A 22,461-nucleotide genomic window follows, 5' to 3' on the forward strand; every position below is an offset into this window, starting at 1 on the left:
AGAGGAGGAGCTATGGCTCTACCAACTATCGCCATCGTTGGCCGTCCCAACGTTGGTAAATCAACACTATTTAACCGTATTGCGGGGGAACGTATTTCTATCGTAGAAGACGTGGAAGGTGTGACCCGCGACCGTATTTATGCTACTGGTGAGTGGCTCAACCGTAAGTTTTCCTTGATTGATACAGGTGGTATCGATGATGTGGATGCACCTTTCATGGAACAAATCAAGCACCAGGCTGAGATTGCTATGGACGAAGCAGATGTCATTGTCTTTGTCGTATCAGGCAAAGAAGGTGTGACGGATGCTGACGAGTATGTATCGCGTATCCTTTATAAGACAAACAAACCAGTTATTTTGGTTGTCAATAAAGTCGATAACCCTGAAATGCGGAACGACATCTACGATTTCTATTCACTTGGTCTTGGAGATCCTTATCCAGTATCTTCTGTACACGGTATCGGAACAGGGGATGTCTTGGACGCTATCATTGAAAACCTACCAGCTCAGGAAGTAGAAGAAAATCCAGATATTATCAAGTTCAGCTTGATTGGTCGTCCAAACGTTGGTAAATCCAGTTTGATTAACGCTATTTTGGGTGAAGAGCGCGTGATTGCGTCGTCTGTTGCCGGAACGACTCGTGATGCGATTGATACACACTTTACAGACCCAGAAGGTCAAGAATTTACCATGATTGATACTGCAGGGATGCGCAAGTCTGGTAAGGTCTATGAAAATACCGAGAAATACTCTGTTATGCGTGCCATGCGTGCCATTGAACGCTCGGATGTCATATTGATGGTTATCAATGCAGAAGAAGGCATTCGTGAGTACGATAAACGTATTGCAGGCTTTGCCCATGAAGCTGGTAAGGGAATGATTATCGTGGTCAACAAGTGGGATACGCTTGAAAAAGACAACCATACCATGAAGCAGTGGGAAGACGATATCCGTGACCAATTCCAATACTTGTCTTACGCACCGATTATCTTTGTGTCAGCCTTGACCAAGCAACGCTTGCATAAGTTGCCTGAGATGATTAAGGCTATCAGTGAGAGCCAGAATACCCGTATTCCATCGGCTGTTCTCAACGATGTTATCATGGACGCAATTGCCATCAATCCGACGCCGACCGACAAGGGCAAACGTCTCAAGATTTTCTATGCGACCCAGGTTGCAACCAAGCCACCGACATTTGTGGTCTTTGTCAACGAAGAAGAGCTCATGCACTTCTCTTACATGCGTTTCTTGGAAAATCAAATCCGAAAAGCCTTTGTATTTGAAGGGACACCGATTCATCTGATTGCACGGAAACGGAAGTAAGGCTGGGCAAAAAGTCCAGCCACGCTTCTCAGAGTTCGGGTCAACATCTCAGCGCAGTGGTTGATTGGTAGATTTGTTCGTGTTTTACACTCCAAATCTGACCATTACGACTGTTGCGAACAAAGTTCGCTCTATTTCCAACCTCAAAAGGTTCACTGAACCTTTTGAGCTGTGCGGGGGTGGAAGTGAAACAGTCTGGGGATAGACTATTTCAGCTCAACAACTAGAAATAAGGACTTGTTGACGAACTCTTTTAACAATTTGCGAGTTCTGTCCCACTCCCTCTTTGCAATTATTCGTAAATATGCTAGAATGGACTTGGAGGTGTTGGTATGGTAACGGTTCCGATTTGGCGTTCTTTTTTGATATTGCTTTCTTTTTCATCATTTTTTCTTGTATTTTATGAAGACAGTCAATACAAACCTTTCGGATTTCGTTATTGGTTGGGACTGGTGGCTTGCATTTGGCTCAATTTTGTGACTTTGGCATCCTATTTTATCGCCTTTACTGGTGGTTCAATTATGGTCTATCATCAGTATAAACAGCCATTGGTTGTGATATTCCTTTTTTGTCTATTCGTGGCTAGTATGCTAACCTTACTTTCCTTTAAAGCTATCAAGATGATGATTCGACGAACCAAATATTACCGACAGCTGAGAAAGGAAGTCTAGTATGGAATTTTTTGGTGAGTTGCTAGTTGAGTTTTTGACTGGTCTGGCAGACTTCGATGAAAAGAAACACCCTCCCTTTGGAATTCGCTACTGGCTGGGCTGGTTGGGAGTTCTGGTTCATGTTTTACTCCTTGCCTTGCTTATTAGTGTGACCGTCTTCTTTTTCAAGTTTTTCTTGGTTGGAAAAGGCTTGATTAACGTAGTAGTGGCAGTTGTTTTCCTGCTATTTGCCCTATTTTGGCTTTGGAAAAGCGGAAAAACAATCTTGAAAATGTGGCAAGCAACGATTTATTATTTAGCTATTCATTAGAGACACCAGTTTACCAGCTGGTGTTTTTTTGATACCTATTGAAACAATTCAAATTGAAAATATGCTATAATGAAAAGATAATATTTTAGATATATTTTACAGAAAAGCTGATGATTGGTTGAAGGATAAAGGAGTTAGAATGGGTCGCATGATGCCAGGGCGGATTCGCCAAGAAGGAATTGATTTGTACGAGGCTGGAAAACTGACTGTTCTTCATAGTGAGAATGGAAAGATGGTGCTGGATATTGCTGGAGAACGTTTTGTTTACAGCGACGAGGATAGTGATCTGCAGTGTAGTTGTCACTTGTTTCAAAGTAAGGGCTACTGTCAACACCTAGCTGCCACGGAGTATTTTTTAAAAAATGATGCCTCAGGCAAGGATATGAAGCAGTCTTTGAAAGAAGATGGTGAACAACATAAGGAAACCGTCCGTCGGACTTATTTTGGCGGTCTCTTTTTAGATGAAATTTTGCGGCCAGAACCTGAACTGGGGCTTAAGTATCAGTTATCAGTTGAAGGGAGCTTATTGCCCTATGATCGTCAGATAGATTGGACCTTGAAAATTACCCGCTTGCCAGATACACGTTCGTACATTGTGCGGGACATCGGAGCTTTTTTGCGCATTGTGAAAGCCAACGGTCACTATCAGATAGGTAAAAATTATTATGAGCAAGTTACTTATGAAAATTTTGATGAACCAAGTCAGGCTCTCCTGGATTTTCTCTGGGCCTTGGTACCAGAGAAAGTTGGTATAGATTCGGATATTCTTACTCATTTTGGACGACATTTTCGTCTGCCACAAGCTTATTTTGAGGAGGGGTTGGAGCTGTTAAATCAGCTAGAACATTTTAACTTTTCCTATCAACAGCAGTCCTATTCCTCCTTGATGGTTCTTCCGTTGACAGGGGAGGAAGGGCTCTATCATTTTGAGGTGACCGTTCACACGCAGATGATTGAAATGGTTATTCACGAAAAACCAGTCCGACCTCTTTTTCATGGGCGCTATCTCTTAGTAAATGGCACGGTTTATAGTGTCAATCGCCATCAAGAACATCTGATTTACCAAATTTCCGAACTTGTTCCAACCGAATCAGGTTTGAGAAAAGTGCAGGTGGATTTCCCTGACCAAAATCGTCTGGCTTTAAGCTTGCTGGATTTGCAGACAATTGGGACTGTTAAGGCACCTAAACGCTTCATCATTCATGATTTCAAGCCAGAATTTCATATTCAGATGGAGGCAAATGAAAGTTTATCACTCCAATTGGTTTTGGATTTTGATGGACGTAAGGTAAGGAGTGAAGAGGATTTGGCTCACCTGCCTTTTGCCAGCCATTTCCAACATTTGGAGAGGGTCTATCAGGCTATTCGTTTAGCTGGCTTTAGGGGAATATATCATGCCCAGAGAGCGGCTCTTAGTCAGCAGGAGCTCTATCCATTTTTCCAACAACAATTGCCTATATTACAAAAAATGGGGCAGGTTCATCTAGCAGAAAAGCTCCAGGCTTTATATATTGAAGCCAAACCTCAATTAGAAATTGTGCGTAACGGATCACTTTTGGATATTTCGTTTGACTTATCAGGTATTGAACAATCTGAAATCGATCAGGCGATTACAGCCTTGCTGAATCAAGAGGACCACTATACTAGCCCGAGCGGTAAGGTATTTGTTTTTGATGAGGAAACCAAGAAAATCAGTCAAACCCTAATCTATTTGCGGGCCCGTCATGGTAAGGAGGGGCAGGTACAAGTCCATGCTCTTGCCGGTTACCAATTGGCTCAATCCTTGTCACAATTCAACCAAGTCAGTTTCTCCAAGGAATTTGAGGAAATGGCAAGCTATCTAGCTCAGCCAGATTTGTTCCCGCTTCCTGCTGTGGAAGTAACAACGTCGCTTAGGGATTATCAGCAGACAGGGCTTAAGTGGTTGACTATGCTGGATACGTATGGTTTTGGTGGAATTTTAGCTGACGACATGGGGCTTGGAAAGACCTTGCAAACTATCGCCTTTCTGTCCAGTCGGATGACAAAAGATTCCAAAGTTTTAATATTGGCACCGTCTAGCTTGATTTATAACTGGTTAGATGAGTGCAAGCGGTTTGCTCCAAGTTTAGATGTGGCAGTTGTTCATGGAAACAAAGAACAGCGTGAAGAGATCATTGCCAATGGGCACCAAGTCTTAGTTACCTCCTATCCATCCTTCAGACAGGATGTCGCACTCTATAGACAGGAACGCTTTGACTACCTCATTTTAGATGAGGCGCAGGTCATGAAAAATGCCCAATCTAAGATTGCACAGCTCCTGCGTGAGTTTGAGGTTGGGAATTGCTTTGCCCTCTCAGGTACGCCGATTGAAAACCATTTGACGGAACTCTGGTCCATTTTCCAAATTGTCTTACCAGGTTTATTGCCAGGTAAACAAGACTTCGGTAAATTAGCAGCCAAGGACATTGCGCGGACCATTCAACCCTTCGTTCTCAGACGTCATAAGGAAGACGTTCTTCAGGAATTGCCTGATTTGATAGAAGTCAATGTACTTAATGAACTGACAGATGAACAAAAAGCCATCTACCTAGCCCAGCTTCAACAAATGCGGACTCAAATAGCTGGCGCAGATGATGCTCAAATCAATCGTAGCAAGATAGAAATCCTATCAGGAATTACTCGCTTACGTCAAATCTGCGATACCCCCAGCCTTTTCATGGAAGAGTTTAGTGGTGAGAGTGGCAAACTCAATAGTTTGAAAGAATTACTCTTGCAACTAAAAGAAGGTGAACACAGGGTCTTGATATTCTCCCAATTCAGAAATATGCTGGAAAAAATAGAAGAACAGCTGGTAGAAATTGGGATGACATCCTATACTTTGACTGGTTCAACACCTGCTAACCAACGCCAAGAAATGACACAGGCCTTCAATGCAGGAAGTCGAGATGCCTTTCTCATTTCCTTGAAAGCAGGTGGCGTTGGCTTGAATTTGACAGGTGCAGACACAGTCATCCTAGTCGACCTTTGGTGGAATCCTGCCGTGGAAGCTCAGGCTATCAGCCGGGCTCATCGCATGGGGCAGACTGAAAAGGTTGAATGCTATCGCCTGATTACTAGAGGGACAATCGAAGAGAAGATTCAAGAATTGCAAGAAAATAAAAAGAACCTTGTCAAAACAGTCCTTGATGGCAATGAAAGCCGAGCGAATTTGACGGTTGAGGATATTCGTGAGATTTTAGGGATTGAGTGATATGGAATCAGTTGACTCAGCGTAGAATTAGGAAATAAGGCCTAAGTATGGTATAATAAGGGTTCGAAAGGATGACTTATGATTAGACATGAAAAAAGATTTCCACTAGTCGCAGATGATGAGGTACTAGTTGGAGAAAATCCAATTATGAGTTTATATGATGAGAGCGACCTGATTAGCAATATCAGGGGACCTTATCAAGAAAAGGAATTTAGCTGGTCTACCGATTCACAGCGAGTTGCGTCGGCAAAACCAGTAGCACAAACGGAAGATGAGCTCCTGCCTCCTCTGTTTGAAGCTAAGCCAAGCCATTATTCTCGCAAGGAACGCCTTCAGCAACTGACTAAAACGAAGCCTTCTCCAGTGAAAACACAGGGGCAGTTGGCTCGTGAACAGGCTAGAGAAGACTTGAAGAAAAAACGATCAGCAACCTACTTAAGAGATGAAAAACCAGCACCAGCTAAAGTTGTGGTGAAACCTCCTGTCGTTTCAACAACTGAATCTAAGGCAGGTCGGTTGACACGTTTGGCGGACAACCTACGTCAGACAGACTATATTCTCGCTGATATGCCAGCTGTCTATTCTTTGAAGAAAGAAGATAGAGAACAGGAGCAGGTTATAAAGAAAAATTCGTATGACTTTTTAAGAAAGAGTCAGGTTTACAATTATCCTGAGCGCAGACAACAACGAGATCGCCAAGTGGCACAAGAATTGAATTTGACACATATAGAAGAGGGATAACATGACAAAAACCTATCATTTTATCGGAATTAAGGGATCAGGTATGAGCGCACTTGCTCTTATGTTGCATCAAATGGGGCACAAGGTTCAGGGGAGTGATGTAGAGAAATACTACTTTACACAACGTGGGCTTGAACAAGCTGGGATTCAGATTTTACCGTTTGATGAGAAAAATATTACAGCAGATGTTGAATTGATTGCTGGTAATGCTTTTCGTCCAGATAACAATGTGGAAATCGCTTATGCTGATGCCCAGGGCTATACCTACAAACGTTACCATGAATTTCTAGGTGAATTTATGAAAGGTTTTACGAGCCTCGGTGTTGCTGGTGCCCATGGTAAGACCTCTACAACGGGATTATTGGCACATGTTATGCGCAATATCACAGATACTTCCTTCTTGATTGGTGATGGTACTGGTCGCGGTTCGGCAAATGCTCAGTATTTTGTGTTCGAATCCGATGAATACGAACGTCACTTTGCCCCATACCATCCTGAATACAGCATCATTACCAATATTGATTTTGACCATCCAGATTATTTCACTAGTCTAGAGGATGTTTTCAATGCTTTCAATGATTATGCGAAGCAAGTAAAAAAAGCTCTCTTCGTTTTTGGTGAAGATGAGCAACTTCGTCGTATCACGGCAAATGCTCCAATTTACTATTATGGTTTGGAAGACAATAATGATTTTGTTGCCTATGACTTGAAGCCTTCTACAAGTGGTTCACAATTCAAAGTTCGCCATGGTGAAGAAGAGTTGGGAGAATTCCAAATTCCAACCTTTGGTAAGCATAATGTGATGAATGCAACAGCTGTTATTGCTAATCTCTATATTGCTGGATTTGATTTGCAACTGGTTGCAGAACACTTGAAGACATTTGGAGGTGTCAAACGTCGCTTTACGGAGAAAATTGTCAATGATACTGTTATCATTGATGACTTTGCTCACCATCCAACGGAAATCATTGCAACCATTGATGCGGCACGTCAGAAGTATCCTAGCAAGGAGTTGGTAGCCATCTTCCAACCACATACATTCACTCGTACCATTGCGCTTCTCGATGAGTTTGCAGATGCTTTGAATGGAGCAGATGCAGTTTACCTTGCTCAAATCTATGGCTCAGCGCGTGAAACAGACAACGGTCAGGTTAAGGTAGAAGATTTGGTAGCTAAAATCAACAAAAAAGGTGGACTTGTTACAGTTGAAAATACTTCACCACTTTTAGACCATGACAATGCAGTATATGTATTTATGGGAGCTGGTGATATTCAGTCCTATGAATATTCCTTCGAAAGACTCTTGTCAAATCTTACAAATAACGTCCAATAAAAAGAAAGACGGAGGCCTATGGCCCCTGTTTTTCCGCTATATAAGGGAGAAAATTATGGAAATTCGTTTTGCTACTCCTTCGGATTTAGAACAAGTTGTTTTGATTGAAAATGCCAATTTTTCTAAAGAGGAACGGATAGCTGAGTCTGTTCTTGCCATTTATCTGAATGCTTTGAGTAAAACCTGTTTAATAATGGAACACGATGGGGAAATAGCAGGTTATTTATTATCCTGTCCTTCTGTTTCGCAGACTGTTACAGACGATATTTTTTACTTGACAGATAGTGACATGCCGACAGGCGGTCACCTAGCTATTGCCAGTCTATCCGTAGCGGATACCTATAAGGGACAGGGAGTGGGGACTCTTTTGTTGGCAGCCATAAAAGAAGTGGCTTTAGCGGGAGGATTTGAAGGTATTGCTCTAACCTGTAAGGAGTATTTGATTGGCTACTATGAAATGAACCAGTTTAAAGACTTTGGCCCCTCCTTGTCGCAATTTGGAGGACAAATATGGAGTGATATGTACTGGAAAGCCTTGTAGAAAGGGAAGTTCTTGCAATTCATAAGCCTTTAAGATATAATGTATAGTAACTGTGTGAAAGGAGTAACAGCGTGACAAAGGATACGAATGAAAAAAACACGCAGTCTTCAAGCTTCCGCGATCAAATTTTACGAGATTTGGAAGAATTGAAGGTGAAACGTTTGGCGGAACAATCAGCGGATGTTCTTGTTGATAAGCGTAACGAAATTATCAACGAGCTCCAGCCTAGTCTTGCCGAAGAAAAAGCCCTCCATAGAGAGCCTGAAATTGTAAAAGTAGAAGGTATTGCTTTCCCTGATTCATACTTGCCAGAAGAACAGCAAGAATCAGAAGTGATGACGGAAAGTATTGAAGAGCCAACATCAGAAACTTTGGCTACTCCAGAGACTTTTGTGATTGAAAAAGAAGTCATTTCAAGTCCGGTTCCTCAAGATACGGTGGAGAGGAACTTGGAAGAGCTACGAAACCTTGTAGCGGCTAATACTGTAGAATTTGACGAGGCTCCATCAAGCTCGTTGGTTTCCGAACCAGTTGAGCCTGTCCTTTCAGAGAAGTCTTCTTTGGAAGATACATTTTTGGAATTTCCAACGGAAGATGTATCAGCTGTAACGGGTGATACAGAGGTTATCTCACTGGAAGAAACAATTATAGCTCCAAAGACAACGGCTATTGTTCCAGAAGTAGACAAGCAGATGCAGGAAACACAACCCCGAAGAAGAACAACCCACAGAACAAGCAAGCAACGTCGTAAAAAACAAGATAACGCTGCGAAACGCATTGTCTCTGTTATCATGTCGATTATTGTAGTGGCGGTTCTAGTGACAGGTGTTACTGGTTATATGTGGGTAAAATCTAGTCTGGAACCAGTTAATGCAAAAGCTACAGAAGCTATTCAGGTAGAGATTCCAGAAGGATCTTCAACTTTAGAAATTGGTAAAATTTTAGTCGATAATAAGTTGATTAAGAATGCTACTATTTTTAATTACTACTCTAAAATTAAGAGCTATAATAATTTCCAAAGTGGTTTTTATAATTTAAAACAAAATATGTCTGTGGATGACATCGCCAAAGCACTTCAAGAAAGTGGCACTCCGACAGTTCAAAAAGAAGCCGCAGGTAAGATTTTGATTGTTGAAGGGTATACACTGACACAAATTGCTCAGGCTATTACAGATAATACCAAGACAGAAGATAAAAATGATAAAACACCATTTACCACAGAACAATTTATGGCTACTGTGACCAACCAAGATTTTATTAATCGAATGGTTGCTACTTATCCAAAATTGTTTGCCAGCTTACCAGCCGCTGATAGTGGAGTTATTTATCAGTTGGAAGGTTACCTCTTCCCAGCGGTTTATGAATACAGCGACGAAACAACTATCGAAGAGCTCGTTGAGCAAATGATTGCCGCGATGGATAATCGTTTACAACCATATTATGAAACGATTGCTGCTAAGAATTTGACTGTAAATGAAGTTCTTACCTTGGCATCTTTGGTTGAAAAAGAAGGTTCTACTGATGAAGATCGTCGAAACATTGCAAGTGTCTTCTTTAACCGCTTGAATGCAGCAATGCCTCTACAATCCAATATTGCAATCTTGTATGCTCAGGGTAAACTTGGTCAAGAAACAACTCTGGCAGAAGATGCAGCGATTGATACATCAATTGAGTCACCATACAATATTTATTGGACACCAGGATTGATGCCTGGACCAGTGGATAGTCCAAGCCTTTCGGCTATCGAGGCAGTGATTAATGCCAACACGACAGACTATCTTTACTTTGTAGCAGATGTTACAACTGGAAGTGTTTACTTTACAAATAATATTGATGAACATAACCAAAATGTTGCTAAGTATGTAAATGCACATCTTAATAATGAGTAAATTCTTATAACAAAATTATGTGGTTTTCCACATAATTTTGTTTTCATGAAAAATAAAAGAAAAGGAAAGACAAATGGCAGAAAAAACATATCCAATGACCTTGGAAGAAAAGGAAAAATTAGAAAAAGAACTAGAGGAACTAAAGTTAGTTCGTCGACCAGAAATTGTTGAACGTATTAAAATTGCTCGTTCTTACGGAGACCTTTCAGAAAACTCTGAGTACGAAGCAGCTAAAGATGAACAGGCTTTTGTTGAAGGTCAAATCTCAACAATCGAAACAAAAATTCGTTATGCTGAAATCGTAAACAGTGATGCAGTTGCTGCAGATGAAGTAGCAATTGGCAAGACTGTGACTGTTCAAGAAGTTGGTGAGACCGAGGAAGATGTCTATCATATCGTTGGTGCTGCGGGTGCAGATGCCTTTGCAAACAAGATTTCAAACGAAAGCCCAATTGGTCATGCTTTGATTGGTAAAAAAACAGGAGATGTTGCAACAATTGAAACACCTGCTGGTAGTTATGATGTAAAAATCTTGAAGGTTGAAAAAACGAAATAAGGTGTGGAGAGGGTCGAAAGATCCTCTCTTTTTGTATAGACAATATGTAAAGACCTCTAATTGAGTGTGGTAATTCCTGTTAGAAGTTGATTATTTTTTTATTCTAGTGTACAGGTATAGTGGTTTGAATTAGGAAAAGGCCAGTTTTAAGTTATAGTGTTAATAACCCACTCCTAAAATAACTTTAGAGTTCTCAAATTGACAAACTTAGATATGTCCTGTTTCTAATTCACTCGACTATAAATCCACGAATTCTCAACTGGGGGTCTTTACATAGTGTCTATATAAGAAAACAACCATCTGAAACAGATGGTTGCGATTTTTTATCTAGAACGTTGTTTACCGGCGTTACGGTTTGATTTCTTAGACGTTTTTTCTTCGATGATAGCGGATGCTTTAGGAGTTACACCCTTGATAGTTGATTTATATGGTTTTGGAGGATTATTCTTAAATTCTTCTTCAACCTTAGCACGGATACGTGGTTTCAAGATGAAGTTTGTAAGAGCTTGTTGAATAAGACCGATAAATCCACCGACTACCCAGTAGAGGGTAACACCAGCAGGTGAAGACCAAGAGAACATAACAATCATCAATGGGTTCATGATTGCCACAGCTTTCATTTGTTTCTTCTGTTCTTCGTCCATACCGACTTGCATCAGAAGTGATTGAGCGTAGTAGAGGATACCAGCAATAGCTGTTAGAATGAGACTTGCAGAACCGAGATCAATACCAAGGAAGGTTGCTTCTGAGATTCCTTCCGTGTAACGAGCTGCATAGAAGAGTGCCGTAAAGAATGGCATTTGAATCAAGATAGGAAGGCAGCCCATTCCACCAAATACGCTGACGCCATATTGTTTTTGAGCAGCAAAGTATTCCTGTTGGGCAGCTAATTGCTCTTCTTGGGAACTTGCATTTTTCATGCGTTCTTGGATTGGACCTAAAATTGGTTTGAGGTAATTCATTTTCTCAGACTGATAGGTTGATTTCCAAGATTGGTAAATACCTAGTGGCATGATGAAGAGACGAACAATCAATGTCACGATGATAATAGCAACGCCGAAACCGAGTCCTTGGTTTTCCGCGAAGAATTTAATCAGGTTTCCCATTGGGGCAACAAGGAAGTTGTAGACCCAACCTTCACCAGTAGGAACACCGTTCTTTGTCTGCACACATCCTGATAGAAATACTAGCGTAGACAGGGCCAGACCTGTTAATAAAATTCGTTTATTCTTTTTCAAAATGATACATTCCTTTTTTTACAAGATACATTCTATTTTACTTTTTTTGTTCAAAATATACAAGTTTTATCTATACGCCACCTGAAAATCCTTATAGTCTTCGAAGTTGGCTAGGGTGATATCTAGATAGGTAACTTTGGCCATACGAGAAGGCCCTTTCCGAATTTCATGGATAAAATGGCTGAGCTTCTCAGCATTATCTGACTGAGCTAAAATGGTGACAGTTCCATCATCATTATTCCAAACTCTGCCGTAGATGTCGCCTATTTCCACAGCTAAAAATTGAACAGACCAACGAAAGCCGACTCCTTGCACACGACCAGATGCAATCATTTTTACCTTTCGCATAAGTTTCTCCTTTTGACAAGACATTTACTTTATTATATCATGGTTGGGTAAGACTGTTCAAAAATCAAGATAATTGATTTAGCCGTTGGGAAATTGAAGTTGCTGAGCAGTAAAAGAAAAAGGGGCATTCATGGAGATCATTCGCTCAAAGGCCAATCATTTGGTCAAGCAGGTTAAGAAATTACAACAGAAAAAATACCGTACTTCTTCTTATTTGATTGAAGGTTGGCATTTGTTGGAGGAGGCTTTGGCGGCCAAAGTACCTATTGAACATATCTTGGTATCAGAAGAACATGTTCATCGGGTTGCTGGTTTATCCAATGTAACAGTTGTCAGTTCAGATATTATGCAGGATTTAGCAGACTCACGGACACCGCAAGGGGTAGTAGCTCAACTGTCCTTACTAAATCAGACCTTACCTGATGTCTTAACAGGAAAATTTTTGGTTCTGGAGGATGTGCAGGACCCTGGAAATGTTGGTACCATGATCCGTACAGCTGATGCAGCTGGTTTTGATGGAGTATTTCTATCGGATAAGTCGGCAGATATTTACAATATGAAAGTTCTGCGTTCCATGCAAGGGAGTCATTTCCACTTGCCAGTTTATCGGATGCCTATGACTGCTATTTTTTCTGCTTTAAAAAGCAATCAGCTACAAATCTTGGCAACAACCCTCTCTAGTCAGTCAGTTGACTATAAGGAAGTTACGCCAAATCCGAGTTTTGCCTTGGTCATGGGAAATGAAGGTCAAGGAATTTCAACTTTTGTAGCCGATGAGGCGGATCAACTTGTCCATATTACCATGCCAGGTCAGGCGGAAAGCCTCAATGTAGCCATTGCGGCGGGTATTCTATTGTTTAGCTTTATTTAAGCCAATTGTACTATAGTGTGGTATAATATTCCAACGAGGTTAACGAATGGTTGCATATAAACAAGATAAAGAATACATGCATTACGTGGGGCACTTGATTGCCACACCCAAGGTGCAAAAATTGGGGAAAATTCCTCATCATTATTACTCCACGCGCTTGGAGCATTCCATCAATGTCTCTTATACAAGCTATAAGATTGCGAAAAAATTTGGTTGGGATGCCAAGTCAACAGCTCGTGGTGGTCTATTGCATGATTTATTCTTCTATGATTGGAGAGATACCAAATTCAACAAGAGCCATGCTTGGGTTCATCCACGAATTGCTAAACGCAATGCTCAGAAACTCATTCAACTCAATAAACTAGAAGAAGACATCATTGTGAAGCATATGTTTGGTGCGACAATCGCTCCTCCTCGCTACAAGGAATCCTGGATTGTGACATGTGTGGATAAGTATTGGGCTGTGAGAGAGTGGAGTCTGCCCTTACAACACAAGTGGAAAAATCGTAAGGTCTTCCGTTTTCAATAAGATGATTTAAAGGAGAATAGTATGAATAACGATTCATTTATTATTAATCAGGTGGATAATACCGCCCTCAACCGTTTCTTCGGTAAAATTTATGGTGTGGTTGCCATGGGAATAGGTCTGTCAGCTCTAGTTTCTTTCTTGGCTGTGACCGTCTTTCAATCTTTATTGCTTAGTCTGCTGAGTGCAGGTTCCATCATCATGATGCTGATTATGATTGGTCAGATTGCCTTGGTTGTTTCTGCTTCAGCAATGGCAGCTAAAAATAGCCCGATGGCTCTACCAATGTTTCTTGCCTACTCAGTAACAAATGGGATTACCATCAGCATGATCTTGATGTTCTATACTAGCGAAACAGTTGTACTCGCCTTCGTGTCAGCGGCTCTTATGTTTGCTATCATGGCTGTGATTGGGATGACAACGAAGAAGGATCTTTCTGGTATGGCCCAGGCATTGCGTGCAGCTCTATGGGGAATTATTATTGCAAGTGTTGTTAATATCTTCCTTCGTAGCTCTGGTCTAAGCTTTATGATGTCTATCATTTCTGTTTTGGTATTCTCAGGTTTGATTGCTTATGATAACCAACGTATCCGCAATGTTTTCGAACAAACTGGTGGTAATGTTGGCCAAGGTTGGGTCGTATTCATGGCGCTTCAGCTCTATCTTGACTTCATCAACCTCTTCCTCAACCTACTCCGTATCTTTGGTGGTTTGAGTAGAGACTAATTATGACATATAAAAAAGAGGGTTGCCCTCTTTTTTATATGTCGTTTGTTATGCTAGAGCTCCCATTGGATCCCATGGGGCAAGGACTTGTGGTTGAGCTTGATAAGCTGCTAATTCTTCTTGTGTGAGGAATTCTTTTCGGACAACAATCTGATAAGTGTACTCGTCCATCCAGCTATCTGATGCGACGAAGTATCCCTTGTCACCAACCTTGTCACCCCAAGAGTTTTCTACTTTCCATTTGAGAGGTAGCTCATTGTCATCTAAATCAACACCAGTTAAGACCATAGCGTGGGTCATCAAGCTTTCGGAGTAGTCTAATCTTCCAGCCTTGTCTTGATGGAAATGGATATCCAGACCTGAAGAGAAGTCGTAGGTGTTGGTTGCCATAATACCAGTTTGACGGTTGCTACTTTGACCGACATCGGAACCAAACCAAACGGACTCACCAGCTTTGAGTTGAGCAATAGCCAGTTCTTTAAACCGGTTCATTTCTACATTGAGATAGCGGACAGCAGGGGCGCCAACGACGTTCCCCAACAATTCGACTGTATAAGATTTATTGTAAGGTTTATCAGTAGTTGGAGCATTGATAATGGAGACATAGTCAGATAGTTTCAAACCAACATATTTCTCGTAGAATGCCTGAGGTGTCACATTTGTATCGCGGTGATAGACATTGTCTTTATCTCTATATGCAAAATCAAAGCTACGTGGAGGGAGTCCAAGGTTAACAGCTAGGAAGTTAAAGATTTCTTGAAGCAAGTTTTCTTTTTGTGTTTGAACCTCTTCCGGAGATGCTCCTTTGGCAAGGAGGTCTCGCAAGATTTGTGCATCTTGACGGAGCAATTTGTTAAGGTACTGATTGAGCTCACGGCTGGCACTGGATGAGATAGATTCTGGATAGACGGATTTCGGTACCACACCATATTTTTCAAATAGGGCAACAACCATATCCCATTGACCGCCATCTTGTTGAGGGGTATCCAATAAGAATTTTACCTTACGGCTACCAATTTCTTGGTCAGCTGTGGCAATGATTTGTTCGAGGAACCAGTTGGATTTTTCATATTTATCCCAAAAGAAGGTATGGGCCTGTGATAGCTCAAAATTCTCCAGTTTGAAGTCAGAGATGAGTTTGTGGCGGAAGGTGTTTAATGCAGCAAACATCCAGCAACGTCCAGAAGCCTTTTGGTTTGAAACAGCGTCCTTTGTCAAGTCGATTGAAAAGACATAGTCATTGTCGATGGCGCTTTGGCGTGTTTCTAAGGATTTCAAAAGCCCGTTATGGCTAACGGCATTTTCGGTTGCCTGTAGGCTTGGATTAGCTAGATAGTTGGCATACAAGCGTTCTGTAAAATCAAAATCTAGTGTTGACATATATTACTCCTTTTTTAATGATAATCACATTATAGCGCTCATAATTTATTTTGCAAGTATTTGGTGGAGTTGAAAGCTACAGTTCCTCACATATTTGTGATATAATAAGAAAAATATTTGATGAGGTAGAGATATGACCAAGACACCATTTGTCAGTAAAGAAGTTTTAGAAACCATTACGGAGCAATTTCCGACACCATTCCATTTGTATGATGAAAAAGGTATTCGTGAGAAGGCCCGTGCCTTAAATGCAGCTTTTGCATGGAACAAGGGATTTAAGGAATATTTTGCGGTCAAGGCGACTCCAACTCCAGCTATTTTAAAAATTCTTCAAGAAGAAGGGTGTGGAGTGGACTGTGCAACAGATGTAGAAGTGCTCATGAGTGAAAAATTGGGCTTCAAGGACATCATGTTTACATCCAATGACACCCAGGCGCAAGAGTTTGTTTATGCAAGAAAAGTTGGGGCGACCATTAACCTTGATGCCTATGAACATATTGAGTTTTTGAAAAATGTTGCTGGGATTCCAGAAACGGTCTGTCTCCGTTACAATCCTGGAGGAATCTTCTCGCTGGGAACGGACATCATGGATCATCCTGAAGAGTCTAAATTTGGGATGACCAAAGACCAGCTCATGAAAGGCTATAAGGAACTGAAAGAGCTAGGTGTCAAGGAATTTGGTATTCATGCCTTTCTAGCTTCGAATACAGTAACAAATGACTACTATCCTGTCTTAGCTCGTCAACTCTTTGAATTGGCCTTGGAAATTCGTGAGGAAACAGGTGTGACCTTGGACTTCATCAACCTATCAGGTGGGATTGGGGTCAACTATCGTCCTGAGCAAGAACCGAACGACATTGCTGTCATTGGTAAGGGTGTCCGTAAGGTTTACGAGGAAATTCTCACGCCAGCTGGTATGGGGCATGTCAAAATCTTTACAGAATTGGGTCGCTTTATGTTGGCGCCACACGGTCACTTGATTACAAAGGTGCTCCATCGTAAGGAAACCTATCGGACTTATATTGGTGTCGATGCATCGGCAGCCAACCTCATGCGTCCTGCCTTCTATGGCGCCTACCACCATATCACCAATATCACGCGCCCAGATGCGCCAATCGAAGTGGTGGATGTGGCAGGTTCCCTCTGTGAAAACAATGACAAGTTTGCGGTTAATCGTGACTTACCACGGGCAGAAGTAGGAGACACCTTGGTCATTCATGACAGTGGTGCCCACGGCTTCTCCATGGGCTACAACTACAACGGTCGTCTGCGTTCTTCTGAAATTCTTTTGCAGGAAGATGGCACAGCGCGGATGATTCGTCGTGCTGAAACTCCTGAGGATTATTTCGCGACCATTTACGGTTTTGATTTTGACAGGTAAGTCAACTGTATCTTTATTAATAAGAATAGAGAAGTCCAAATAATATTGAGGGACTTCTTTTTTTGTAGTATAATAAAATCAAATAAATAAGGAGGTCAGGACATGACAAAGATTAATTGGGAGAAATATAAAAAAGTAATAAAAAAAGAATTTTCTGAAAAAGAAGAGACAGAAGAGGTCAAAAATTATATATTCTCCTCTCAACTTGACAAAGTAAATCTTATTTTGGAGCACATGGACACCGTAGGAGGCATTCATTCGAGGAATATTGCCATTACAGGTGATAGAGGGACAGGGAAGACCTCCTTTATTGAAACACTTAAGCTGGTCTTAGAAAAACAGAATTATTATGTCTTTGATATTGTTAGTCCGACTGTATTGTCTAGTCATCTAAATATTTTGGAAATAGTCATTTCTTCTATCTATAGAGAAATAGATCAATTTATTGATTCACATGATGTTCATGATAGAGGCAGGCTGATACAACACTTAAAAAAAGTGATGAATGCTATTGCGGTTGAAAAGAAGCAATCCGACTATTTCAAACAAAGTAAGCCAGAAATTGAAATGTTAACTGATTTGTCTCATCGCACCTTCTTAGATGAGGAGACTAAAGAACTTTTTTGTTATTTTAAAAAAGTGTTGAATAATCGACAAGATAGTTGCAAAGAGGTAATTAAGGACCTAGTCTTGATTATTGATGATTTAGACTTGGTGGAAAATAATCTCGTCTATGACCTATTGAGAGATATTCAGCATTACTTAGATTCCCAGTTAATTGTCATTTTTGCCTACAAGGAAGGACAATTGGAACAATCCATGTTTGAACATCTTGCAAAAGGTAATGAAGCATTATTAAATCATGGGGTTATTGATTCCAATGCTATTTTCGGTCAAATTGAACGATTTTTAACCAAATTAGTTCCCCTATCAAATAGAATTCCTTTGTTCAAACAAGATGAATTATTGAACAAAACTATTGGAGAGTTCCTAGCTAGTTTAGACCCTAGTTATGGAGTAGGGGAAAATCTTGAATTTATTACAAAGGACTCCGAAAAAAATAAAAACAATCTAACCATCCGAGAGTGGTTCTATGAGAGTATTTTCTACCGAACGAACCTGAAACTAGATCCAATTGATATTCGTGAGGAGGCCAGTCGGTTAATGCCCAAAACCCTACGGGAGATGGTCCAGTTATGCGAGGAGTTGCATAGCATGCAGGTGATCACACGGAGTATGGATAAGTTAGCTGGAGTTGAGGGGCTAAGAAAGAATATTGGTGCTTTCAGAAGGTATATAGGCTATAAGAACTCTACCTACTTCAATCTTGCTACGATGGAATTTTTTCAAAAGTGGGAATTAGCAGAATCTCATCAAGCTAACTATCTAGCTTATCATTTTTTGATGTCCTACTATCAAGAGTCATTTGAACAGAATCAAAAGTTAGGGTATCCACTAAATTTATCTAAGTCAGGCTATCCACTAACTCTACGAACAATGGAACCTTATAATATAACACTGGGAGATATTTATGCATTAATGGAAGAGTTGAAGTATACTGAGGGAATATCTGCGGACACCTATTACATAGTGTATATATTAAAGGTTTATTATTCCTTGCGGTTATCAGAGTTGCTTTATAATGTTGTACTTCATCACAAGCTATTTGTTCATGTCAAGGAAGAGGCGACGACTTTCTATATGGCAACATCCACAGAGGAATTACAAATAGAAAAGAATCACGAGCAAGAGGCGACGAAGCTTACGGACAAAGAATATCGTGAACATATTATGACTGCTATTGAAAAAGTGCCTGCCTTGCAAGCCTACCTTGAACTGGTGAATGCTCAATTTATGCCGCAGAATTTTAACTATGATAGATCTGGTAGTAGAGATGATGATTTCTATCTGATTTCGTGGCTTAAGGATGATGATTTACCTGAATATTCTCGCTTATTTAAGAGCTTGTTTCTTAACTCAGAGGTAGCTGCTAAAGGGCAAATACAGAGAAATATTGGTAAAAGAGAGTCGGTCTTCCGCTATCGCAATCTGTATTCTTATTTGCCTCTTCAATTAACATCTGCAACTTTCTATAAAATTGATTTCCTTGCTTTTGCAATTAAGGCAGACTTATTGATGTATAATGTAGTAAGATTTGTTGAGGAAGAAGGCGATACCATCCCTTATTTTATGTCAAATATGTTCCACATAGATGTCTTTGTCCGACACAATTATAATGAAAATAATAATAAAGGAAAATTTGCATATATAGCCAAACAGATAGTTTTCGGGTTATGGCAAGGCAGTAATCAAAGAGCACATGATTTGAAGCACTGGTATAAAAGTTTTGATACAGTATTTGGAACTAAAATTGAAGCATTACATTTGCTGGTAGATATTGCAGAGCAAATAAAAATATCAGATAAGCAGACAACGGATGTTTCGGCCCTTTCAGAAGAACAGAAGAGAGATGAACAGGCCAAGAAGGTTGCGGAGAAATTGGCTGCTATTTATCATCATATTGGAATGAGTAGAATTCTCTCAAGGTTACATCAGCTTCCCTTTATAGCAGAAATAAAAAGCAATAAGGAGTTGCTTCAACATTTTTCAGAAGCTATTGTCAAATTAGAAAAGTATGCAAGTGACACTATAAATGTTGGAAATCTTTCACAATTCAGAGAGTCTTTGAAAAAAATTGGTCAAACATATCCAAGTATTCAAGTTTTAGTTGATAAATTACACAGAAAACAGAAATTATATGTGGAATTCATCCAAGATTTTATTGAAACTGTTAACAAATTAGGTGAAGCCGATGAATCAAATTGATCGTTTACTAAAGGTGATTCACCAAGTCTTTCCTTTGAGTGTTGCTTTGGATTTCGATAGGAATTCTGGACTGCGTACACAGGATTTATTGGATTACTTTGATTTGAATAACGATAGTTTTCGAGAAAAGATAACAAAGATTTATCTGGAAGAGTATAGGGATACGAATCAGCGTGAGGAGGTTTTGCTGATTCTAGATTCTTATAAAGATAAAATTAAGTATCCTACACCAGTCTCTTATCCCTGCAACTGCCTTAATTTTTACAGGTATATAGCAGATCAGTACTTGTTTTATAAGGCTGGACAGTTAACTGTATCATTTGATCATTTGTTAGAATGGAATGGCATTGTTGATAAGATTGATCCTTCTATTTTATTTGCGATGAAGGCAGCATTGTCTGGCAAGGAGATTGAAGAAGACTCCTTCCATAGAGTACAGCATGATAATGATCGTTTGAATGCTATTTTATCCAAAGGTATTTCCGAAAATCATATGCATCTGAAAGGCTCAGGTTATACAACTGAAATGAGTTGGCATGATTTCTCAATTAGCCGCAGAATTACATTTGATCATTTCGAAAAGATTCTGAAAGATCAGCGAATTCGTTACGAAGAAAAAATATTAGGTTTTTACAAGGCGAGGTTGATTAAATTATTCTTATTTCAAAAACTGATTTTCTGTAGCAAAGAAAAATCTGCAAGTGAGGATTCAGATACGGTAGAGAGTGAACGATTGATGGAACAGGATATATTGTATCTTTTCTCAGCCAAAAATCTTGATGAATACCAATACCTTGTCGGAAGATTGCAGGAAAAGGTGAGATACCTGAGAGAGCACTTTGAAGATTACTACAAACTGAATGTTCCTTCTGGGAAGTTTGACATAAAGAAACGTTCCTATGTTGTTGAAAGACAGTACTTGACAGATATCTTTCGTTATTATCTTAATAATAGACTAAGCAAGTTTGATGTATTCGTATTGAATGTTTACTTGCTATCCATGAATCAGTTTCGTACTTTCTTGTATCAAACCAATATTGGCATGGGCTTTTCCAAATTCAAATTGAGCGAAGACATTAAAGAAGATATGCTTTCAAAAGATAGAGACATAAAGGATGATACCATTCGCTCGACTTTTGATAAATATTACAGCGAGAGAAATGTCAAAAAGGTAGAATTTCGAATTGCTCCTAAAACTAGTGTAGCGGATTACAACAAATTATTGAAGAAGCTACAAGGTATTAATAGTGAAATAAGTGAAGAATATGGCGATAGACAGTTAGACTACGGAGTCATTGTTCATCTCATAAAAGATAAAAATGATTTCACTGAAAAAGATGGATTGTCTAGAAAAGAGAAATCATTGGCAGTGATTAAAAAGACCACCGATGTATTGCTTCAACTATTTGAAGCTGAGAATAGACTGAGAGAGCAGACTCTCTTTTCAGAAGATGATGAAAATTATATTCCCTCGACTAAGATTATTGGGCTAGATACTGCCAATTACGAACACAATGTTCGGCCAGAAATATTTGGACCTTTCTTTAGAAAGGTGAGAGCAAGTATTGATCAGCAACGTTTCTTCGGTCTCACTTACCATGTGGGTGAAGACTATGTAACCATAGCCAATGGCTTGCGGGCGATTGATGAGGTTATTGAATTTATAGGTTATAGGCGAGGAGACCGACTAGGGCATGCACTAGCTTTAGGATTAGATATCCAACAGTATTTTATGACCAAGCGAAATAAAATTCACTCTACGTTAGAGGAATATTTTGATGATATTGTTTGGATGTACTTCTTTATCAAGGAAAATCGTAAGATTGAAGATAAGGAGTCGCATGAAATACTACAGTACCTTAGAGATCATTTCGAAGAAATTAAGGCAATTCTAGTGGAGACTATTCGAAATGAACAGCTGCAGAAGGATGGCTTGGATCAGTTTACGCTGGAAGATTATTACGCAAGTTACTGTTTAAGAGGAGATGACCCTACTTTCTATCACGATTTGTTAGAAATGATTCCAACTGATGATTTTGAAGAAGAGTATTACAAATTAACTAAGTCATCTGAATGTGGTCTAAATGATCGTCACGCATATCATAAGCAGTCCTTTAAGAATCAAAGAGCTCGCATCCTTTACTACCAATACCATTATTCTAAAAACTTCAAACAGCTACATAATGAGCCATTTTTTCAAGAAGCAAATTCGCAATACATTCAAGCGGTGAGATATACACAGCTCTTACTTAGACGGAAGGTGGAGAGGATGGGAATTTGTGTAGAATGCAATCCAAGTTCCAATCGTAAGATATCTTTTGTTAATAAATACATTGATTTACCTTGGTTTGAGCTTAACCAGTCAGGACTTATTGAGAGAGACTTACCTGATATTTCAATCTCAATCAATACAGACGATAGTGCTGTCTTTCAGACGGACCTCTCCTTAGAATATGCTTATGTAACAGCAACACTTTTGAGAGAAGGGTTTAAGCCAGAGAAAGTATATCAGTACATTGATTACCTACGTGAACAGTCTATGCAACAAAGTTTTATCAGGGAAAAATGA

The 22,461-nt window shown here is 39.9% G+C and carries 18 protein-coding genes; 15 read left to right on the top strand and 3 right to left on the bottom strand.

Going from position 1 to position 22,461, the window contains the following annotated elements; translation table 11 throughout:
* The first annotated feature begins 12 nt into the window (after window positions 1-12).
* The 9 genes from der (at window position 13) to greA (ending at window position 10,596) form a co-directional block, all read left to right on the top strand.
* Window positions 13-1,323 (top strand): ribosome biogenesis GTPase Der, encoded by a 1,311-nt coding sequence (gene der, locus K6969_RS02725; protein ID WP_029174423.1) that lies wholly within the window; start codon window positions 13-15, stop codon window positions 1,321-1,323.
* Between the two features lie 332 nt (window positions 1,324-1,655).
* The gene (locus tag K6969_RS02730; protein WP_029174422.1) at window positions 1,656-1,994 is read left to right on the top strand and encodes a hypothetical protein; all 339 of its coding nucleotides are present in this window, start codon (window positions 1,656-1,658) and stop codon (window positions 1,992-1,994) included.
* A 1-nt stretch (window position 1,995) separates the two neighbouring features.
* Entirely contained in the window at window positions 1,996-2,304 is a 309-nt protein-coding gene (locus K6969_RS02735) for a hypothetical protein (protein WP_029174421.1), read from the top strand.
* A gap of 139 nt (window positions 2,305-2,443) precedes the next feature.
* On the top strand, window positions 2,444-5,536 hold the full coding sequence (locus K6969_RS02740) for a DEAD/DEAH box helicase (RefSeq protein WP_171942869.1): 3,093 nt from the start codon (window positions 2,444-2,446) through the stop codon (window positions 5,534-5,536).
* A gap of 78 nt (window positions 5,537-5,614) precedes the next feature.
* Window positions 5,615-6,277, top strand: a complete 663-nt coding sequence (locus tag K6969_RS02745) for a hypothetical protein (protein WP_024376675.1) — start codon at window positions 5,615-5,617, stop codon at window positions 6,275-6,277.
* Window position 6,278: 1 nt separating this feature from the next.
* The gene (gene murC, locus K6969_RS02750) at window positions 6,279-7,610 is read left to right on the top strand and encodes a UDP-N-acetylmuramate--L-alanine ligase (protein WP_171942870.1); all 1,332 of its coding nucleotides are present in this window, start codon (window positions 6,279-6,281) and stop codon (window positions 7,608-7,610) included.
* 55 nt (window positions 7,611-7,665) lie between these two features.
* Window positions 7,666-8,151, top strand: a complete 486-nt coding sequence (locus K6969_RS02755; protein WP_171942871.1) for a GNAT family N-acetyltransferase — start codon at window positions 7,666-7,668, stop codon at window positions 8,149-8,151.
* A 71-nt stretch (window positions 8,152-8,222) separates the two neighbouring features.
* On the top strand, window positions 8,223-10,040 hold the full coding sequence (mltG, locus tag K6969_RS02760; protein WP_321537462.1) for an endolytic transglycosylase MltG: 1,818 nt from the start codon (window positions 8,223-8,225) through the stop codon (window positions 10,038-10,040).
* Window positions 10,041-10,113: 73 nt separating this feature from the next.
* Window positions 10,114-10,596, top strand: coding sequence for a transcription elongation factor GreA (greA, locus tag K6969_RS02765; RefSeq protein WP_171942873.1), 483 nt, complete (start codon window positions 10,114-10,116; stop codon window positions 10,594-10,596).
* 323 nt (window positions 10,597-10,919) lie between these two features.
* Here greA and yidC read toward each other — a convergent pair whose 3' ends face one another.
* The gene (yidC, locus tag K6969_RS02770; RefSeq protein ID WP_029174418.1) at window positions 10,920-11,834 is read right to left on the bottom strand and encodes a membrane protein insertase YidC; all 915 of its coding nucleotides are present in this window, start codon (window positions 11,832-11,834) and stop codon (window positions 10,920-10,922) included.
* A 66-nt stretch (window positions 11,835-11,900) separates the two neighbouring features.
* Window positions 11,901-12,182: an acylphosphatase gene (locus tag K6969_RS02775; protein WP_024378319.1), complete on the bottom strand. Its 282-nt coding sequence runs from the start codon at window positions 12,180-12,182 to the stop codon at window positions 11,901-11,903.
* 130 nt (window positions 12,183-12,312) lie between these two features.
* On the opposite strand from K6969_RS02775, the gene K6969_RS02780 reads away from it, so the two are divergent.
* Genes K6969_RS02780 through K6969_RS02790 form a run of 3 tightly spaced genes read left to right on the top strand, consistent with a single transcriptional unit; the run spans window position 12,313 to window position 14,305 of the window.
* Window positions 12,313-13,053, top strand: a complete 741-nt coding sequence (locus K6969_RS02780; RefSeq protein ID WP_171942874.1) for a TrmH family RNA methyltransferase — start codon at window positions 12,313-12,315, stop codon at window positions 13,051-13,053.
* 46 nt (window positions 13,054-13,099) lie between these two features.
* Window positions 13,100-13,582, top strand: a complete 483-nt coding sequence (locus K6969_RS02785) for an HD domain-containing protein (protein ID WP_002942738.1) — start codon at window positions 13,100-13,102, stop codon at window positions 13,580-13,582.
* 21 nt (window positions 13,583-13,603) lie between these two features.
* Complete coding sequence (locus K6969_RS02790) at window positions 13,604-14,305, top strand: Bax inhibitor-1/YccA family protein (protein WP_171942875.1); 702 nt, start codon at window positions 13,604-13,606, stop codon at window positions 14,303-14,305.
* 48 nt (window positions 14,306-14,353) lie between these two features.
* On the opposite strand, the gene pepC is transcribed toward K6969_RS02790, so the two are convergent.
* Window positions 14,354-15,685: an aminopeptidase C gene (gene pepC, locus K6969_RS02795; RefSeq protein WP_171942876.1), complete on the bottom strand. Its 1,332-nt coding sequence runs from the start codon at window positions 15,683-15,685 to the stop codon at window positions 14,354-14,356.
* A 133-nt stretch (window positions 15,686-15,818) separates the two neighbouring features.
* On the opposite strand from pepC, the gene K6969_RS02800 reads away from it, so the two are divergent.
* The 3 genes from K6969_RS02800 (at window position 15,819) to K6969_RS02810 (ending at window position 22,461) form a co-directional block, all read left to right on the top strand.
* Complete coding sequence (locus tag K6969_RS02800; RefSeq protein ID WP_171942877.1) at window positions 15,819-17,066, top strand: diaminopimelate decarboxylase; 1,248 nt, start codon at window positions 15,819-15,821, stop codon at window positions 17,064-17,066.
* 102 nt (window positions 17,067-17,168) lie between these two features.
* Window positions 17,169-19,892: a P-loop NTPase fold protein gene (locus K6969_RS02805; protein ID WP_029174414.1), complete on the top strand. Its 2,724-nt coding sequence runs from the start codon at window positions 17,169-17,171 to the stop codon at window positions 19,890-19,892.
* Window positions 19,879-22,461 (top strand): hypothetical protein, encoded by a 2,583-nt coding sequence (locus K6969_RS02810; protein ID WP_171942878.1) that lies wholly within the window; start codon window positions 19,879-19,881, stop codon window positions 22,459-22,461. The genes K6969_RS02805 and K6969_RS02810 overlap by 14 nt, the downstream gene beginning before the upstream one ends.

Origin of the sequence: Streptococcus suis, assembly GCF_019856455.1 — a bacterium.
Classification (GTDB): Bacteria; Bacillota; Bacilli; order Lactobacillales; family Streptococcaceae; genus Streptococcus; species Streptococcus suis_AE.

What these genes read in the sequence shown, in the direction of transcription:
- K6969_RS02785 (WP_002942738.1), top strand. Translation starts at nt 13,100, where the DNA reads ATGGTTGCATATAAACAAGATAAAGAATACATGCATTACGTGGGGCAC.
- K6969_RS02775 (WP_024378319.1), bottom strand. Translation starts at nt 12,182, where the DNA reads ATGCGAAAGGTAAAAATGATTGCATCTGGTCGTGTGCAAGGAGTCGGC.
- K6969_RS02810 (WP_171942878.1), top strand. Translation starts at nt 19,879, where the DNA reads ATGAATCAAATTGATCGTTTACTAAAGGTGATTCACCAAGTCTTTCCT.
- K6969_RS02790 (WP_171942875.1), top strand. Translation starts at nt 13,604, where the DNA reads ATGAATAACGATTCATTTATTATTAATCAGGTGGATAATACCGCCCTC.
- der (WP_029174423.1), top strand. Translation starts at nt 13, where the DNA reads ATGGCTCTACCAACTATCGCCATCGTTGGCCGTCCCAACGTTGGTAAA.
- K6969_RS02755 (WP_171942871.1), top strand. Translation starts at nt 7,666, where the DNA reads ATGGAAATTCGTTTTGCTACTCCTTCGGATTTAGAACAAGTTGTTTTG.
- K6969_RS02740 (WP_171942869.1), top strand. Translation starts at nt 2,444, where the DNA reads ATGGGTCGCATGATGCCAGGGCGGATTCGCCAAGAAGGAATTGATTTG.
- K6969_RS02745 (WP_024376675.1), top strand. Translation starts at nt 5,615, where the DNA reads ATGATTAGACATGAAAAAAGATTTCCACTAGTCGCAGATGATGAGGTA.
- K6969_RS02735 (WP_029174421.1), top strand. Translation starts at nt 1,996, where the DNA reads ATGGAATTTTTTGGTGAGTTGCTAGTTGAGTTTTTGACTGGTCTGGCA.
- pepC (WP_171942876.1), bottom strand. Translation starts at nt 15,685, where the DNA reads ATGTCAACACTAGATTTTGATTTTACAGAACGCTTGTATGCCAACTAT.
- murC (WP_171942870.1), top strand. Translation starts at nt 6,279, where the DNA reads ATGACAAAAACCTATCATTTTATCGGAATTAAGGGATCAGGTATGAGC.
- K6969_RS02805 (WP_029174414.1), top strand. Translation starts at nt 17,169, where the DNA reads ATGACAAAGATTAATTGGGAGAAATATAAAAAAGTAATAAAAAAAGAA.
- greA (WP_171942873.1), top strand. Translation starts at nt 10,114, where the DNA reads ATGGCAGAAAAAACATATCCAATGACCTTGGAAGAAAAGGAAAAATTA.
- K6969_RS02780 (WP_171942874.1), top strand. Translation starts at nt 12,313, where the DNA reads ATGGAGATCATTCGCTCAAAGGCCAATCATTTGGTCAAGCAGGTTAAG.
- K6969_RS02730 (WP_029174422.1), top strand. Translation starts at nt 1,656, where the DNA reads ATGGTAACGGTTCCGATTTGGCGTTCTTTTTTGATATTGCTTTCTTTT.
- K6969_RS02800 (WP_171942877.1), top strand. Translation starts at nt 15,819, where the DNA reads ATGACCAAGACACCATTTGTCAGTAAAGAAGTTTTAGAAACCATTACG.